The organism is Paenibacillus sp. FSL R7-0652 (assembly GCF_038595045.1).
In the GTDB taxonomy this organism is placed as follows: domain Bacteria; phylum Bacillota; class Bacilli; order Paenibacillales; family Paenibacillaceae; genus Paenibacillus.
Genome location: NZ_CP152001.1, coordinates 5,271,464 through 5,287,373 on the forward strand (window position 1 = coordinate 5,271,464; position 15,910 = coordinate 5,287,373).

Here is a 15,910-nt window from a genome sequence, read left to right on the forward strand (position 1 = left end):
CGGTGCAGGTTTACATTGGGAATGTGAAGTATACACCATCTTTTGGAGGCGATTCATCGTGAAAAAAGAACACGGTCATAAACAGGTTTATTTTGTAGGCGGAGGTATTGCATCACTCGCAGGAGCAGCTTATTTGGTCAGAGACTGTGACTTCCCTGGCGAGAATATTCATATTATTGAAGAAATGTCCGTTCTCGGGGGCAGTAATGATGGAGCAGGTAACCCGGAGCAGGGTTACGTCATTCGCGGTGGACGCATGCTTAATGATGAAGCGTATGAAAATCTGTGGGAACTGCTCGCGACCATCCCTTCTATTGATCATCCAGGTATGTCGGTCAGAGAAGAGATTACAGCATTTGATTATGCCAACCCCACACACTCCAATGCAAGATTAATTAACCGCGATGGTCAAGTGGAAGATGTATTATCCATGGGTTTTGATATGGCTGACCGACTGGCGATGGGCAAACTCATTATTACTCCTGAAGACACGCTGGGCAAATTGCGAATCAATGACTGGTTTGCACCACACTTTTTCCAAACGAACTTCTGGTATATGTGGGCGACTACCTTTGCATTCCAGCCTTGGCACAGTGCAGTGGAGTTCAAACGATACATGCTTCGCTTCTTTCACGAATTCCCGCGCATTCAAACCCTGGAGGGGGTTACACGTACACCTTACAACCAATATGATTCCATAATCCTGCCGCTGCACCGATATTTGGAGCCTTACGGCGTAGACTTCACACTGAAATGCACGGTCACAGATCTGGACTTCAAAGAAGGTGACGGTATAACGGTTAATCGTATGCATGTGCGGCGGAACGGTATGGAAGAAGTGATTGACATTCATGAGGATGACCTGGTTATCGTTACTAACGGCTCTATGACGGAAGGTGCCGATCTCGGTTCTATGACTGCTGCTCCAAAACTGAACGGCAAGGGAAGCTCCTGGAAGCTGTGGGAGAACATTGCGGCGAAAAAACCGATGCTGGGCAGCCCGTCCTCTTTTAACGATCACGTCGATGAGTCCAAATGGGAATCGTTCACCGTCACCTTCCAAGATTCGGTTTTCTTTGATCTGATGGAAAAATTCACACGCAACCGTGCGGGTACAGGGGCACTCGTTACATTTAAAGACTCAAGCTGGTTTATGTCCGTTGTGCTCGCCTTCCAGCCCCATTTTCGGAATCAGCCCGAACACGTTACCGTATTCTGGGGCTATGGCTTGTACCCGGACAACGTAGGTGACTATGTGAAAAAAAGAATGTGTGACTGCACAGGTGAAGAGATTATGCAGGAACTGATCGGACATCTTCATTTTCAGGACCATCATGAGGAGATTATGGCGACCGCCAATTGTATCCCTTGTATGATGCCTTATATTACTGCACAATTTATGCCCCGGCTGAACAGCGACCGCCCCAAAGTCGTGCCCGAAGGTTCAACAAACCTGGCGTTCATCAGTCAATTTTGTGAGATCCCCGACGACGTGGTGTTTACGGAAGAATATTCTGTGCGCGCTGCACGGATCGCCATCTATACGCTGCTTGGCATGAACCGCCCGGTGGAGCCGATCCACCAGTATCAATACGATGTGCGAACGATGTTCAGCAGTTTCGTGACTTCGTTTAGATAAGAGTTGAAGACCAATTAAATTGAAGATGAAAATGTGCCCAGACTGATGTGTGTAATATGTAAAATGCAATGAACCGGGTCTGGGATAAGGTAAGTGCGGAATTGGAGAGGTGCTGGATCGTAGGTATGGTAAAGATGAGTTGATGAAATGCACTATATGCTTGGTTGAAGATGGTGAAGGTGAGTTAATTAAAAGATACTTGATAAGTTAGAGAGTAGATAAGTTGGTAAATGTTCGGTTAGCGAATTTTAGGTTAATGAATGTTGGGCTGAACCGAGAATGATATATCTGTGTGAAGGCTCTGGTTTACTGCTGAATGAAGATTAGTTCCGCTGAAAAGGGTCCCGTCAATCTGGATTGAAGGGACTCTTTTTAAGGTGTGACCTCGGCACCGTACACGTTGAACCGAAGTCCCTCATTGAAGCTGTGAATCTCAGTTTTTAATTGAAGGATGGACATGTACATTGGCGTATGACATCTATCGGGTTGAATGAGGGATGCGTCTTACCGTATTCCCCACTTTCCCCCTCCTCCACGCCAGCAGCATAACAGGAAGCAGCCAATAATCTGGGTCGCTATTAGAGCAGCAATTAACAGCAGTACTGGAATATCAACTTGGTTCGGTTACCAGACATGGAAACTGCTGCGTCCACGCTCTAACGATTTCCAGAAACCTTATTTCATCATTATAGACGGCTTTGAAAATCTAACGATTCGCACAAACCTTATTTGGAATAATCGGAAGCTTTTTCATCGCAAAATGACTGATTTATACCCAATAGCGTATCTGGGGATCGTTAAAATTTGAACGGTGTTGAACTCGGGTAAATAAGGTTTCTCAGAATCGTCAGAGCTTTTAAGGACAGACGTTAGTGCTTGAACCGGAATGATTAATAAAGCATGAGAGCAGCTCTAAAAAAAAGATTGCTTCTGCAAGGGCAATCGAGATCATTGGTAGGTACCCTCAGCCCACTGTTTGTTTCAGCTGTTTGCCGCAAGAAAAACTAGTTACTTAGGTATGATGCGTATGATGCTGCTGATTAACCCTCAGGCACAGACTTATACACTACATATCTACCTTCTTCGCTGGAATATACATACTCCGGATGCTCTACAGAACGATATAATTTTGTACCTGAAGACAAAACAGAAGCCATGCCTGACTGGAACTTTTCGCTTTTATTTTTGCTGTACTTCTTTGATATTTCTCCATACAAAATCGTATTTACAGCTTTAAATTCTGTTTCGTTAACGGTTTTGAGCCTTTTATAGAGAACAGACTCGATTAAAAATAGGTCACTATTCTTATCCTCTTCCATTAAACTTTGTGCCATTTCTTGGGTGGCGCTGGTCTCTGTGGTACAGCCCACTATACTTATTAATGTGATCGTAATTAAAAGAAGGCAGGACATCACTCTGGTCACTAATAAAACCTCCCCATATTGCGTTACCCCTTACCGCTTCACATTTTACATATCCATCCAACTTCAGAAAGATATATAGAATATAATAAAAAGAACGAAACTGAAAGTAATCCTATTCGGGCAGCTGATAGGTAGTCTTTAGTCGTTCATATAAAATATGTACATAAAAAGTCGCCCATTGGCGACCTTTTAAAAGTATATCCGAAAGTACTGTATCATTTCTGAACGGCGCAGGTGGTTGGGACAAACAGGAGGAACGACTTCAACCATCCTCCTCATCATGCACAACCTTATGAACGAAACGTAGTAAATTTCAGCATGTGCACCAGCTTAGAGAAATGGGTGATTTCCTGATCCACGTCTCTCGTGTCGGTACCTGCCATGGCCTGATTGGCTCGCAGCGTTCTGCGTGTGTTCAGCATGCCTTCGATCAGCTTCATCACTGTGTTGCGTCCGCGATGGTCCACAATCATATATTTCTTGCGACTATCCAGCTCAATCCATACGATGTTGTTAAAGGTGGTGAACAAATGTTTGCGGTACTGTTCCATATCCGTCTCATTGTAATGCTCGCCATAAAAAGCATAATATCCGTGAATGTGCAGCTTCTCCGCCAGCACGGGGATGAACGGATCATGTTCAAGCATGGTGCCACGTTCCATGTTTCATGCCTCCGGTAATGATCCGCAGATCTCATTTTTGAGATCTATTTTAACATATTGTCCAGCATATTTCCTCAAACACTCCCACAGCTGCCATCGACTATCGTCATTATGGTGTCAACCCGTCGTTACGTCTGCTCCTTCAGCATGCTTCGCCATTCTTCTGCCCTTCACCCACACCGTGTCAATCTCCAGTTCCTCATTCAGCCAAACGATATCTGCCTGTTTTCCCTGTGTCAGGGAACCCGTGCGGTGATCAATACCAAGCAGGCGTGCAGGCGTCAGACTTGCAGCTCTAGAAGCAGCCATTAGACTCAGTCCGACTTCCTGCACAAGATAACGGAACCCACGAACCATGGTCAATGTGCTTCCTGCCAGCGCGCCGCCTTCTTTCAAACGTGCCTCGCCGTTCTTCACGACCACGGGCAGATCACCGATTTTGTATTCGCCGTCATCCAGTCCGGCTGCTGACATCGCATCCGTAATCAGCACAAGCTGATCGTTCCCCTGCTTCAATTGAGCAAGGATTGATATGGCCGCAGGATGGACATGTACGCCATCGGCGATCACTTCAGCACTGATGCGCGGATCACTCAGCACGGCCCCTGCCGTCCCCGGCTCCCGGTGATGCAGTGGTGTCATCGCGTTAAACGTATGTACAGCATGATGCAGCCCAGCTTCAACTGCGCGCTGTACATCGTCGTAAGCTGCATCAGTATGACCAAGGGCTGCTGTAATCCGCTGTTCTCGCAGCCAAGAAATAACCTCCAGCGCACCTTCACGTTCTGGTGCCAGCGTCACCTGCCGGATCAGGCCCGGGTATTGTTTTTCCCATCCCTGCAGCCAGCTGACATCGGGAAGCACGATATGATCGGGATTTTGTGCACCAGGCCACTTCGGACTGAAAAAAGGCCCCTCTAAATGTACACCTTCCAGCTGTGCATACGGCATTTCCCCGGAACGGTAGCGGTCTACTTCAGCCAAAACGTGATCCAGCCGTTCTTTCGGAGCCGTCATGGATGTTGCCAGCATCGCTGTTGTCCCCTGTGAACTGTGAAATGAAGTAATCTTGTCCAGCACGTCGCGACTGGCATCCATGAAATCTTCTCCGTTACCGCCATGTACATGGATATCAATAAATCCAGGTACAATTAGGCCTGTTCCTTTTGCAGGAAGTGATCCTGCTTCTCGCCGAATGCGTTCAGGTAGACCTTCCGGTATGCCGGCATATACGATTTTCCCAGCGCACCAGGCGATCAGGCCGTCTTCCAGCAATTCATCGGCAAGCAGCAGTCTGCCGCGGAGCAAATTCAGCTTCTTTTCCAACTCACTGCTGCTGACTTTAGGATTCGTTTCGGTCATCTAACCAGCCTCCCTGCCGCTCGATCCAGTAATACAACCACGTTCGGATGACACTGCAGCAAGGATGCCGGACAGGTCGTTGTGATTGGACCCATGAACGCTTCGCGGATAATTTCCGCTTTCTCTTCGCCACGGGCGATGAGCAGGATTTGTTTTGCTTTTAAAATAGAACCTACACCCATCGTAATCGCCTGCGCCGGAACTTCGTCGATGCTGTCAAAAAAACGGGCGTTCGCCTTTCTCGTCTCTTCCTTCAAGTCCACCACATGGGTGCGGCCCGTCAATTCCGTTCCAGGTTCATTAAAACCAATATGGCCGTTATGCCCAATGCCAAGCAATTGCAGATCGACCGGCCCCCGCTCCTCCAGACGCTGCTCGTAACCGGCACATTCTGCGGCTAGATCCGCTGCCTCACCATTCGGTACATTCGTGCGGGATAGATCCATGTCGATATGATTAAACAGCTGCTCATTCATAAAACTGCGGTAGCTTTCCCGATGCCCGGTAGGCAGACCTACATATTCATCCAGATTAAAGGACGATGCCTGTGCGAAACTCACCAATCCCTTCTGATACATTGCAATTAACTGCTTATAAATTCCTACAGGTGAACTTCCTGTTGCAAGTCCGAGAACGGCACGAGGTTTCGTCTGCAGCAAGCTGGCGATCAAGCCTGCACCTGTCGCGTTCAAATCTTCTTCATTTTCAAAAATACGAATATTCATCTGTCAAGCACCTCCGGTGTGATGGAAACGATAGGACTGCACATTGTGATACGACTGCTCAAGTTTAGGTATAAATTGATCAAAATCCGCACTCACCATGCCCGTGAACAAAATATCGATCACATGCAGCAGCGCAATGCGTGAAGCCATATCCCCGCGCCGCATTCCTTCTTCGAGAGAAGAGGTGAAGAGTGGAATATCGGACACTGCAGCGAGTGAGCTGCTGCCGTATGACGTCAGCGAGATAGCAGCAGCCCCAGCCTGTTTGGCACAAGTCAGCGCGTCAATTGTCTCCGGGGTTTCACCTGAGTAGGATACGGCCATCGCCACATCTCCTGGCCCCAGCGAGGACGCGGATGTAATCTGCATATGGGAATCGGAAAAGGCGGTACAGCTTTTGCCGATCCGCACAAGCTTTTGGTAAAAATCCTGTGTCACAATAGACGACGTGGCCACCCCGTAAAGGTCAATACGACGAGCCTGGCACAAGAGCTGCACCGCTTGTTCCAGTCTGCCCAGGTCCAGCAAACGTGTAGTGTCAGCGATAGAGGCAAGATGGTTCGCTTCAATGGCCGCCACAATTTTAGATAATGAGTTGCCTGCAACGATATCCTGATATGCTGTTTCATTCGGCGTGTGCGACAGCTCAGAAGCAAGCTTCATTTTGAGATCAGGAAAACCTTTGAAGTGAAATGATTTGCAAAAACGGGTTACCGTCGCCGCGCTTGTCCCGCTCTGCTCAGCCAATTTATTAATCGTCATGCCCGGTACATCCGACGGCGATTGTAAAATAATCTCGGCGATCCGCCGCTCCTGTGATGGCAGATTGTTTAATTCCTGCTGTAAAGCATGTAATATAGCCGCCATAGGCACCTCCTTGTTATTTGACTTTTATTATGAAAATTATTTTTATTTTTTATATAAATATAACGAAAATTATTTTTATATCTTCATTCTAATCAAGTTGATCTGGCAAAGCAAGAGGATTTTCCCTTGAACTGGTGCTGTGAGCAGCGCGGAGAAAACCAGCTGAAATCCGTTACAATTGGTTTGAAGTTTTCTCACAATTTGCTAAAGTTAATCGTATGAAATGGTGCACGGCACATCCATCTCATAGGACATCTCACATTGACGTGCTGTATTCATTAATAAAGGGGTATTTCTCATGAATCGTAGACAGCGCAGCAAAATCGTTCCGAGCATGTGGATCATAGCAGTTAAGCATAATGACACTTCAGCCATTTATTATTCGCTTTACGCTATCGACTGGAAACGCCGAGCTCGGTTGAGCTGGGAAGGTTGGGAAGATTACGAAGAGTTTTTGCAATTTCAGGTGCCGATCAGGCGTAAAATGGAAGGACGCACCACCTTGTCTCAGCCTGCCGCCAAAATCGCTAAAAAGGCGCTGTATCTGCATTTAAATGACGCGCAGTTTGAAGAATTGGAGCGGTTATTTTATCAACCATTTTCGAGGAAAAGATGGATAGGGTTTATAAAGAAGCATAAATTGTAAAGGGGAGGTTTGATGAAAGTGAAGAAGAGATGGATTTGGATGTCTGCATCCATTGTAGTCGCTATTGTGGGGATGCTTCCAACTTATATAGATTATAATCAAAGACAAAATGAATATTATGTTTTCATGGAGAACAATTCTGAATACGTAACTCAAACATTAGAGAAGAATGATATTCCGTATCTCATTGATGAACGCGGGCGATTACTGATTAAAAGGAAATACGATAAAAAAGTTGTCGTCTGCTGCACATAATAAAACATACAATGAAGTCATTCCACAAAAAAGCCTTTCCCCATGCTTCATACCGAAGGCTAGAGATAGGCTTTTGTGCTGCCTCGTTTAACTGTAATTCGCGGCTAAATCTTCAGTTCTCCGAGCTTAATCAGCTCTACAACTGCCTGCGAACGACCCTTAACATTGAGTTTCTGCATCACATTCATAATGTAGTTTGAAACACACAAAAAACTACAGCCTACCTAATGTTATTGAAAAGGTTAGCAGAAGAAGAAGCAAACCGCATATTCCCCATGAGGAAGAATGAGCAATTATCTAGATTAAATGAGCACGTATGCGAACAATTAGAAAAGACTTGCCTGAAATACATAACAGAGTACGGATGGGTAACTGAACACAGAATCATAGAAAATACATACTTAGAAAACCTACGAAATCCAATCCATTCCATATTCAGTTTCACTCCATGGCTGACGTTCACCTTCATCCACAACTTACGTTGTGTCTGTCATTTGGTTTACTTTGTGGGACAATCCTTTAGTTCTTTAATTTAAATTTTATGGTATAATAAGGTAGAAATATGTCGAAAGCACTATTGAAAAATATTTATCTCCAAAACTTGCGATTTGTCTTTTTTTATCTAGTAAAACCAAAAAATGTTAGAAATTCTATAATATTCACTTAATTTATTACATTCTCCTAGTTAGGACTGTTCAATGCTTTCTTTATATTTTTCATATATGTTATTAATTAATATTTACACTTTAGTCCTATATACCATTCCATTTTTTAGTAATACAATTATGTAAGTAATTCGAGCACAATTACATACTACTCGCCATAGAGGAGGAATTACATTGGCATTCAATAAAATTTTAGGTGTTGGTGTAGCTTTGTCTGTATTATTAACTGCAAATTCAGCTAGTGCTGGTGCATTAGAAGAAAGAGTAAAGGATACTTATACCAACCCTCCGATCACTGTGGAGAACTCTGATGATCCGATTATTACTCCTTTTGATGTTCAACTTATTAGACCTGAGAATTACAGCAGTTACAATGCATATGAGAAGTCCTTTTCAATGGACCCCGGTAACGGAAGTGATGGAAACCTTTGGATCAAGAATACAAGTTCAGATGACCTTTGGGTAAAGGTTTTTGTAAATGGCGGTAATGACCCTCTTGAAGTTTCCGTAAAAAAAGGGGCTCAAAAAACAATCTCTTTTTATGTTGGTGTGACCACTAGTTATAAAATTTATGTATACAGCAAGACGGGACATAAAATCGAAATGTCTATTTCAGCAAGACAATTCTAATGTAATTATACATCTAGGGGGATATTTCTTATGAAGTATCCTCTTTCCATTTCATATAGCAGACTCAGAAAACATAATAATTGAATGCCAAACTACCCCCTCCTACTTATAGAGGGTTATTTGTGTTGATGGTGGCATTGTGACCAGCGAGCATTCAATCATTCAAATTTCAATCATCGTGTAGGAGTAGGAGTACTACGGCTATATTCTGTAGAAAGTCAACTTTTTGGATTTCAATCCCCCCATCATATCCTATGATCAGGGTAGCGTTTCAGCATGTATCTTCACTAAATCCAACATTGCGGTGTGGCTAGATGTGCTGTAGCAACATCTGGAAATAATAAGCAAAATTCAGGTTTGAATATACCCCATGTGGGTATTAAACATCTGCACATGCGTTAACGCACATGATATAATTATATATGTAAGGGGGTGATACATATGGATATCTGGGGGAAGATTGGAGTCATCGTTGGGACACTGACCTTTGCCAGACTTATCACCAAAGACATAATAGAATGGAAATTTTTAGGAAATGACAGATTCTTTTGAGTAGGCTTGTACTTGAGGTGTTTCCATATCCAGCAGAACAGGATAGTCGATAAGCTGTGGCTTCGGAATCACTACATCACCAAATCCGATATCAAACTGCAAGATCTCTTTCTCATACGCCCTAGAAGTGCTGTTACCTTAATTCTCACACCTTCATAATCTGCATCTTCTTTAATTCTCTCTGTTGTCATTTTATCCAACTGAAAAACAACGCCATCTGAGGGTACGCTAATGGAGCAAATTGCAATGAATGACTCTCTTAATAATTCCAATTCATTAGCAATCTGTCTGGCGAGAAAATCAACATCTTTGGTTGGACGCGCTTTGAACTGCGTTTGCGAAAATAAAAATAGTCCCCCCTTTAAAATGAACTTATCTCTGAAATCAGAGATGGATAAACGGTATAAGAACCGCTCCTGAAAATATAAAAGCAGCAGCGTATCAAAAGCCTTTCCTGATTCTTTGGCTATATTCTTCAAGCGTTCTGAAACAGAAGCGGGAATGTTTTTAATCTCACTCATCAGATTAATACCTCCAGATACTTTTGCAAAACCGTTTGAATCCTCAGCTTATCAGCATATGAAACAAGCTTGGTTATGTTTTTATTAGATGATTTAAGGTAATTCCTCAACCCTTCCTTCATCAAATCCATTCCAAGCTTCTCTCGATATCTCACCATATCACAAATCGTTTTTTCACGATCATAAATTCTAACTACCGAGCCATCGATATCTACTTCATCGATTCCAATGCTGTATTGAGCATCTGCCAGATAGATTATTTTAATAGGAGGATAGTCTGGAAGTTTTGGCTTTTTACTGCCGCGATGAATAGCGATTCGGTACTCCCAAGGATTGTAGGTTGTCAGCTCGTAGTAGGAAAGTGCAGAGAGAAGACAAATCACTCCTTTAGGGACCAGCTTTGACACTTCAACCATTTCATTGGGCGCTTCCTGTATTAGCCCTGATTGTCGGTAAAGCCCTTGCTTTATTCGTTCAATCTCACCAATGAATTCCAACTTTTTTATGTGATATGGAGATACACCCGCTTTGATAAAATCCTTTGTTCGAGCAATCCCATGATGCTCCGCCAGCACGTGCCTTGCCTCAGCTTTGATCTGCTCATTCATGCATTCACCGCCATTCATAATTGCTAGAAGATTTTATCTTCTTAAAAAGGTATTCGAGTTTACTTTATCATTCCTTTTTATTTATTCACAAAAAACTCTGCACTTAGACGTATAAGCAGATAATAAGGTTACGTTGGGAACAATATAGGTTTATTAATCCAATCATTCATTAACAAAAAAGCCTTTCCCCATGCTTCATATCGAAGGATAGAGAAAGGCTTTTGTGCTGCCTCGTTTAACTGTAATTCGCGGCTAAATCTTCAGTTCTCCGAGCTTAATCAGCTCTACAACTGCCTGCGAACGACCCTTAACATTGAGTTTCTGCATCACATTGGAGATATGGTTACGCACCGTTTTCTCGCTGATGAATAACTGCCCTGCGATGTCACGCGTTGTTTTGTCCTGAACCAGTAATTCGAATACTTCGCGTTCACGGTGGGTTAACAAAAATTTGCTTTTATGATGATCGATACCCTTCAATGTTCACCCCTCCTTGCTCGGGTTGTGTTGGTGTAACAAGGTTAAGGGGATACAGTCAACTCATCTTATGTCAGATCAAGGGCGTTGGTTCAGTTTTATAAGAAAAATGGGCAGTTGAACGGGTATTCTCTTTTATTCATTTTCTTCACTCGAGAGCCGATATACATAAAACAACTTGTATTAAAATTGACAGCCTTCCATAAAAGGAGCCACACATGAATGGATATTATTCAAGCACTAATTGAAAGCATGCCTTATTTTCGGGCAGCCATCCGGCAAGATGTAACGTTATCCCTAATTGATCGAGAGAAATATCTGTACTTCTCTTCAGGAGAATCTGAAATTTAAGACGGGAGATCCACTCCCTGAGGCTAATCGTAATTTTGCCGATCTACAAAACGGCACGACAACGACATACAGTCACTTTCCGAAGGAGATATTCGGCGTTCCCTTCGATGTCGCTTTCATTCCTGTCAAAAATGTCGCTGACGAGATAGTCGCCGTATTTACCCTCGTATACAGCATGGAAAACCAGGAAAAGCTGCAGCAGCTAATGAACATCGTTGAAGGACTAACCAACCAACTGGTGGACAGTGTACAGCATGTTGCAGCTCATTCGGAAGAGCTGAGCGCTACCTCCGAAGAGATGCTGAGCAATACGAAAAAAGCGGTTCAGACTTCTGGCGGGGTAACTCAGGTTGCTGGATTTATTCGCGAGATCTCCGAGCAGACGAACTTGCTGGGCCTTAATGCGGCCATTGAAGCCGCACGTGTCGGGGATGCAGGAGCCGGTTTTGGGGTAGTAGCCAAGGAAATTCGCAAACTGTCTGTTGATACCAAAAATGCCACTAACGAAATTGAGAAGTCCTTACTGACGGTGAGACAGTCCGTCCAATTGTTAGATAACGACCTTGGCGAAATTACGGCAAGTTCACAGGAACAGGCTGAGCTCGTCAGCGAATTTATGGAAACGATCAACCACTTGAACGAAACGACGAAAGAGTTAAAACAATTCATGCAGCAATTAATTAGTATTCATGAATCTTAAATAGATATTTAGTTTATTTTGACCAAGTAATGTACTTTGTAGAAAACAAATATGCCCTTGCATTGGGGACAACCCTCCGCAAAAGGCACACTTGTTCATTTCACTGTTTTACCGAGTCATACGTTTCATCATGCCGCCATCATTATGGTTGCGATTCATTAAACCATCGTGGTTGCGATTCATGACGCCATCACCCAGGATACCGTCCCGGTGATGGGTATCGCCAGCGTTCGTCGGGAAAATGCGCTCTACCATCGACTGGAATGAATCGATCATGCCGCTGACCGGTTTGCCGCTGCGCAGATCCGCTGCATAGTTCTCAACCTGACCTACGAAATCCGGGTTAGCCGACACATATACGTTCTCCACATTTGGCGCAAACTGCTTGATTTTAGCTGAGATTTTGCCTTTGATCTCTTCAGGTGTATTATCATCTGAACTGTCCATCATACGCGGGCGTTCACTTCTTGTGCCATACTGAGTTTCGTTCATCGGACGGGCTTTGCCGCTATCCGTCAAGCCGCGCATCATACCGATTGTTCCCGTGCCCATCGTGCCGTAAAGGCCGCGGTCATTGCCCATATGGCTGCGGTCGGTTGCTGTACCCGTATTAAGCCCCGGAGCGATTCCGCTTGTACTGTATGGGGAATTCGTGCCCGATCCTCCATGAACGCGCATCCCGCCCATATCCTCATTCATCAAGCCACCACGCATTGTATCACTGGCATAATTACGCATGGTGCCATTTAGACGGCTGCTCGGTTGTCCTGCTGATTTACTGCCCAGCTTACCCGCATGTCCATTAGCCAGACGCACAGCAACATAGGCATTACGGTCCGTTAACATGACGTGAGCGGACTCGACTTCCTTCATTTCAGTAATGCGTTTTGCCAGTTCATCACTGGATCTCAGGTCTGTGACATTGTGCATCCGGTAACTTCTTGCACGAATGCCGTCCATGCCATTGGTTTCAACGCCGTATCGATTGATGCCATGTGCCTGTTCACGAACACTTTGCGTATGCATGTTATTGTCGCGATTTCCACAACCCGTCAAGCCGGCCATTACAAAAATTGCAGTAGATAATGATAACGTAATCGCTGTTGCCTTTTTGACTGTTGGCATGTAATGTTCATCCTCCAATGTGTTTGGTTTGGTTCACATAGATAGGATGCGCGTCTGCTGTAATCGATATGCTGAAAGGATATGGCACTTTGACTTACCAAATGGCCAGCTTTTACGATTTATGGAATTCGAATCAACGCTCTTTACCGGGCCAAAAAAACAGCAGTACTGCATTTATAGCAGCACTGCTGTTCTTGACTTACTTACTTACTTACTTACTTACTTACTTACTTACTTACTTACTTACTTTTCTACTTTCTTAGCTCTTGGAAGATGTCTGGGACGTTGAAGCTTTATCAGGTTTGGCTGTTTGGTCAGGCGCTCCGGATTTCGCGGATTCTGGAGTCTTTGCAGATACAGTGGAAGTTTTGAGCGTTTCCGCAAACTTTTCTGTTTCTTTCAGACTGGCTGCGTCCATCGCGTAAGCCCACCCTCCATCCGGGGTGATCACCCAGATGGTATCCGGCTCCGATGGAATGATCAGCAGTCGATACACCGTGGTCGTCTCCTGCCCGTTTACCTGCTGTTCAACAGACAGTGTGGAACGAGGGATAGCGCCTTTTAAATCGGACGCTTTGCGAACGTCTTCGGCAGTTGTGAGGTTTTTGATTTTATCAATAAGTGAGATTGCATCTTCTGCATTAATCGACTTGCCATTTAACGTCCATGCGTGTTCGGATGCGGTATCTCCTTCTGATGAAGCCCTCAGCATCCAGCTCGCTGCTTCACCTTCCCATTCAAGAGTGTGAATAGCGGACTCATCCATATTGAACGGGGTGGTATCCAGCAATCCGTGACGTGTGAGAGCAATATTGGTCACAGCTTCATTATTTACAGCAACCACCGCTCCTGAATCAACCTGTACATAATGTGCATCACCTGCAGGAAGCTGGCTGCCGATGGCAAGTTTGATTTTCCGCCCGGTCTTCAACTGCATATCCAGACGTGTGGCCGTACTGCCTAAGCCGTATTTCTCCACATTCTTTGGCGACTCTTCAACTACCATTTCCTGATCGGCACTGCTCAGCGCATCGAGCCAGCTCCCTACGCTATATTGATTCAACGGATAGTCCTTCGGCGTAGACATATGCCATGCACCATCCTTTAATTCGACCCTCGACACAGCATCTGCTTCCGACTTGCCTCCAGCACCCTCATGCAGTGTGATCGCCTGAATATCCGCTGATGAAATATCGAGGAGCTTGGTCTTTAGCGCCTCTTCTTCCCGAAAATAATTCTGATTGGCGGCATACACCCAGCCTGCGATCAAGATAACAACGACCACAATCGTTGGTATTAATTTTTTCATACACGTCTGCGCCTCCACCATAAGATGACCCCGATAATCACAAAGACAAGCGGGAATGCCACAATGGCCGTGAAAAATATCGTTCTGGCCTGCTGACCATTCAGATAGGCGATTTCATAACCTGCCTGTATGCGCGGGCGTATGGTCAAACCGTCTTCTTTTTCACTCAAATAATTGACTGTATTCAGAATAAAGTCCCGATTGCCGCCACTCGCAATCTCCGAATCCTGCATGAAAATGGACGATCCCAGAATGACTGCTTTCGGTTTGCCATCCTTCGTATCTGCAGCATAGCCAAGATCAACAGGGCCTTGGATGTCTGCATCCTTGTCATTGTTCGTTTCATTCTGCAGCAGACCGTTAATATCCGTCTCTCCGTAACTATCATTGGAGGAATGCATGAGCGGGGATAACTTATATTTATCCTGCTCTTTGCTTGTCAGGGCAATCGACAAGGAGAGCATTGGATACAGCTTGCTTTGAGCAAGCTTGTCTGTGATCGCATGACTGCCATACTCTGGAACAACCCACAGCGGTCCCATGGTGCTGGCTTGTTTGTTATCCACCATAACAGCATGCTCATCCACCACGCCATAGTCTGCGATCAATGCATCGATATTTTTCCAGCTGGATTTCATATTTTCTGCAAAACCGAGGGATATTAACAGCTTACCTCCGCTGCTCATGTAAGCTCGCACCGCCTTAAGCTCTGCATCGCTCAGATCCCGTTGTGGCCCAATAATCGCAAGCACATCGGCATCTTCAGGAACCTTGCCAGCCTGGTTCAGCTGCAGCTCTTCGGTGGAGATATTATTCTGTTCCAGCGAAGATCGCAGCATGCCCATCTGACTCAGACTCAGCTCTTCGTGTCCAGTGAGGAACACCATTTTTTTGGTTTCTGTAGAAGACAGGTTCATCAGTGCCTGTGTCAATTTCTCTTCACCTGTAAACTGATAAGATCCATCATTCCCATCCCCGTTCGCCGTGAACAGGCTGGCCGTGTCGATGACTTTATGCCGGTCTCCCTGTTCCAATACAATCGAACTGCCTGTAATCCCGTATTTGGAGGCAAGCGCAGGTTCTTGCGTCAAGTTGTACTGTTTCATTTTGAGCTTGCTGCTGCGTTTGGTATATTCCTGAACCATATCTGACACTTCACGATTCAGGACGGTATTATTTGCATTTTCAACCGTTAATACAAGAATATTAACATCATCTTTTATATTTTTAATTGCTGTCAAGGACTGGTCTGATAACGTGTACTGCTTATTGGAGGTCAGATCGAGCTGGAAACCACCAAGTGAATTCAGAAACAGGGTCAGCAAAATAAAGATGCCAATCACCGCGACAGACAATACGGTACTGTTGGTATGACTTAACCACTTTTTCATC

General features: G+C 44.7%; 18 protein-coding genes. 5 read left to right on the plus strand and 13 right to left on the minus strand.

All coding sequences use genetic code 11. The features are described from left to right. Window positions 1–58 precede the first annotated feature (58 nt). Window positions 59–1,639, plus strand: a complete 1,581-nt coding sequence (locus MKY97_RS23075) for an oleate hydratase (RefSeq protein ID WP_342552573.1) — start codon at window positions 59–61, stop codon at window positions 1,637–1,639. Between the two features lie 1,040 nt (window positions 1,640–2,679). On the opposite strand, the gene MKY97_RS23080 is transcribed toward MKY97_RS23075, so the two are convergent. The 5 genes from MKY97_RS23080 to MKY97_RS23100 all read right to left on the minus strand — a co-directional run bounded on the left by MKY97_RS23080 (window position 2,680) and on the right by MKY97_RS23100 (window position 6,679). Beyond that, window positions 2,680–3,063 (minus strand): hypothetical protein, encoded by a 384-nt coding sequence (locus MKY97_RS23080; RefSeq protein WP_342552574.1) that lies wholly within the window; start codon window positions 3,061–3,063, stop codon window positions 2,680–2,682. Between the two features lie 290 nt (window positions 3,064–3,353). Continuing rightward, window positions 3,354–3,725 (minus strand): hypothetical protein, encoded by a 372-nt coding sequence (locus MKY97_RS23085; protein WP_342552575.1) that lies wholly within the window; start codon window positions 3,723–3,725, stop codon window positions 3,354–3,356. A 117-nt stretch (window positions 3,726–3,842) separates the two neighbouring features. Next, window positions 3,843–5,087: an N-acetylglucosamine-6-phosphate deacetylase gene (nagA, locus tag MKY97_RS23090; protein ID WP_342552576.1), complete on the minus strand. Its 1,245-nt coding sequence runs from the start codon at window positions 5,085–5,087 to the stop codon at window positions 3,843–3,845. Beyond that, the gene (gene nagB / locus MKY97_RS23095; protein WP_342552577.1) at window positions 5,084–5,812 is read right to left on the minus strand and encodes a glucosamine-6-phosphate deaminase; all 729 of its coding nucleotides are present in this window, start codon (window positions 5,810–5,812) and stop codon (window positions 5,084–5,086) included. Before nagB ends, nagA begins: the two co-directional genes overlap by 4 nt. Before the next feature lie 3 nt (window positions 5,813–5,815). After that, window positions 5,816–6,679 (minus strand): MurR/RpiR family transcriptional regulator, encoded by an 864-nt coding sequence (locus tag MKY97_RS23100; RefSeq protein WP_342552578.1) that lies wholly within the window; start codon window positions 6,677–6,679, stop codon window positions 5,816–5,818. Window positions 6,680–6,977: 298 nt separating this feature from the next. Here MKY97_RS23100 and MKY97_RS23105 point away from each other — a divergent pair, with 298 nt between their 5' ends. Both MKY97_RS23105 and MKY97_RS23110 read left to right on the plus strand, forming a co-directional pair. After that, window positions 6,978–7,325, plus strand: coding sequence for a hypothetical protein (locus MKY97_RS23105; RefSeq protein ID WP_342552579.1), 348 nt, complete (start codon window positions 6,978–6,980; stop codon window positions 7,323–7,325). A gap of 18 nt (window positions 7,326–7,343) precedes the next feature. Next, window positions 7,344–7,580 (plus strand): hypothetical protein, encoded by a 237-nt coding sequence (locus tag MKY97_RS23110; protein WP_342552580.1) that lies wholly within the window; start codon window positions 7,344–7,346, stop codon window positions 7,578–7,580. A 104-nt stretch (window positions 7,581–7,684) separates the two neighbouring features. On the opposite strand, the gene MKY97_RS23115 is transcribed toward MKY97_RS23110, so the two are convergent. Continuing rightward, a complete protein-coding gene (locus tag MKY97_RS23115) occupies window positions 7,685–7,789 on the minus strand; it encodes a LuxR C-terminal-related transcriptional regulator (RefSeq protein WP_342552581.1) in 105 nt (34 codons plus the stop codon). A gap of 630 nt (window positions 7,790–8,419) precedes the next feature. Here MKY97_RS23115 and MKY97_RS23120 point away from each other — a divergent pair. After that, window positions 8,420–8,875 carry a hypothetical protein gene (locus MKY97_RS23120; protein ID WP_342552582.1) on the plus strand — a complete coding sequence of 152 codons (456 nt, stop codon included), beginning with the start codon at window positions 8,420–8,422 and terminating at the stop codon, window positions 8,873–8,875. Window positions 8,876–9,403: 528 nt separating this feature from the next. On the opposite strand, the gene MKY97_RS23125 is transcribed toward MKY97_RS23120, so the two are convergent. The 4 genes from MKY97_RS23125 to MKY97_RS23140 form a co-directional block, all read right to left on the minus strand. Continuing rightward, entirely contained in the window at window positions 9,404–9,499 is a 96-nt protein-coding gene (locus MKY97_RS23125; protein ID WP_342556435.1) for a hypothetical protein, read from the minus strand. Beyond that, window positions 9,499–9,948, minus strand: a complete 450-nt coding sequence (locus MKY97_RS23130) for a nucleotidyl transferase AbiEii/AbiGii toxin family protein (protein WP_342552583.1) — start codon at window positions 9,946–9,948, stop codon at window positions 9,499–9,501. The genes MKY97_RS23125 and MKY97_RS23130 overlap by 1 nt, the downstream gene beginning before the upstream one ends. After that, on the minus strand, window positions 9,948–10,556 hold the full coding sequence (locus MKY97_RS23135; protein WP_342552584.1) for a type IV toxin-antitoxin system AbiEi family antitoxin domain-containing protein: 609 nt from the start codon (window positions 10,554–10,556) through the stop codon (window positions 9,948–9,950). The genes MKY97_RS23130 and MKY97_RS23135 overlap by 1 nt, the downstream gene beginning before the upstream one ends. A 252-nt stretch (window positions 10,557–10,808) precedes the next feature. Beyond that, window positions 10,809–11,036 carry a helix-turn-helix transcriptional regulator gene (locus tag MKY97_RS23140; RefSeq protein WP_090919235.1) on the minus strand — a complete coding sequence of 76 codons (228 nt, stop codon included), beginning with the start codon at window positions 11,034–11,036 and terminating at the stop codon, window positions 10,809–10,811. Between the two features lie 298 nt (window positions 11,037–11,334). Between MKY97_RS23140 and MKY97_RS23145 the strand changes: the two genes are divergently transcribed. Further along, window positions 11,335–12,084: a methyl-accepting chemotaxis protein gene (locus MKY97_RS23145; protein WP_342552585.1), complete on the plus strand. Its 750-nt coding sequence runs from the start codon at window positions 11,335–11,337 to the stop codon at window positions 12,082–12,084. Between the two features lie 108 nt (window positions 12,085–12,192). Here MKY97_RS23145 and MKY97_RS23150 read toward each other — a convergent pair whose 3' ends face one another. From MKY97_RS23150 to MKY97_RS23160, 3 genes are all read right to left on the minus strand, one after another. Continuing rightward, window positions 12,193–13,209 carry a YhcN/YlaJ family sporulation lipoprotein gene (locus MKY97_RS23150; RefSeq protein WP_342552586.1) on the minus strand — a complete coding sequence of 339 codons (1,017 nt, stop codon included), beginning with the start codon at window positions 13,207–13,209 and terminating at the stop codon, window positions 12,193–12,195. Window positions 13,210–13,468: 259 nt separating this feature from the next. After that, entirely contained in the window at window positions 13,469–14,518 is a 1,050-nt protein-coding gene (locus MKY97_RS23155; RefSeq protein ID WP_342552587.1) for a DUF4340 domain-containing protein, read from the minus strand. Further along, on the minus strand, window positions 14,515–15,909 hold the full coding sequence (locus tag MKY97_RS23160) for a GldG family protein (RefSeq protein WP_342552588.1): 1,395 nt from the start codon (window positions 15,907–15,909) through the stop codon (window positions 14,515–14,517). Before MKY97_RS23160 ends, MKY97_RS23155 begins: the two co-directional genes overlap by 4 nt. Between the last annotated feature and the right edge of the window lies 1 nt (window position 15,910).

Bases quoted from the DNA above. Each gene is read 5' to 3' on its own strand.
- MKY97_RS23130 (WP_342552583.1), bottom strand. From the start codon at position 9,948: ATGAGTGAGATTAAAAACATTCCCGCTTCTGTTTCAGAACGCTTGAAG.
- MKY97_RS23105 (WP_342552579.1), top strand. From the start codon at position 6,978: ATGAATCGTAGACAGCGCAGCAAAATCGTTCCGAGCATGTGGATCATA.
- MKY97_RS23155 (WP_342552587.1), bottom strand. From the start codon at position 14,518: ATGAAAAAATTAATACCAACGATTGTGGTCGTTGTTATCTTGATCGCA.
- nagA (WP_342552576.1), bottom strand. From the start codon at position 5,087: ATGACCGAAACGAATCCTAAAGTCAGCAGCAGTGAGTTGGAAAAGAAG.
- MKY97_RS23100 (WP_342552578.1), bottom strand. From the start codon at position 6,679: ATGGCGGCTATATTACATGCTTTACAGCAGGAATTAAACAATCTGCCA.
- nagB (WP_342552577.1), bottom strand. From the start codon at position 5,812: ATGAATATTCGTATTTTTGAAAATGAAGAAGATTTGAACGCGACAGGT.
- MKY97_RS23160 (WP_342552588.1), bottom strand. From the start codon at position 15,909: ATGAAAAAGTGGTTAAGTCATACCAACAGTACCGTATTGTCTGTCGCG.
- MKY97_RS23150 (WP_342552586.1), bottom strand. From the start codon at position 13,209: ATGCCAACAGTCAAAAAGGCAACAGCGATTACGTTATCATTATCTACT.
- MKY97_RS23135 (WP_342552584.1), bottom strand. From the start codon at position 10,556: ATGAATGAGCAGATCAAAGCTGAGGCAAGGCACGTGCTGGCGGAGCAT.
- MKY97_RS23085 (WP_342552575.1), bottom strand. From the start codon at position 3,725: ATGGAACGTGGCACCATGCTTGAACATGATCCGTTCATCCCCGTGCTG.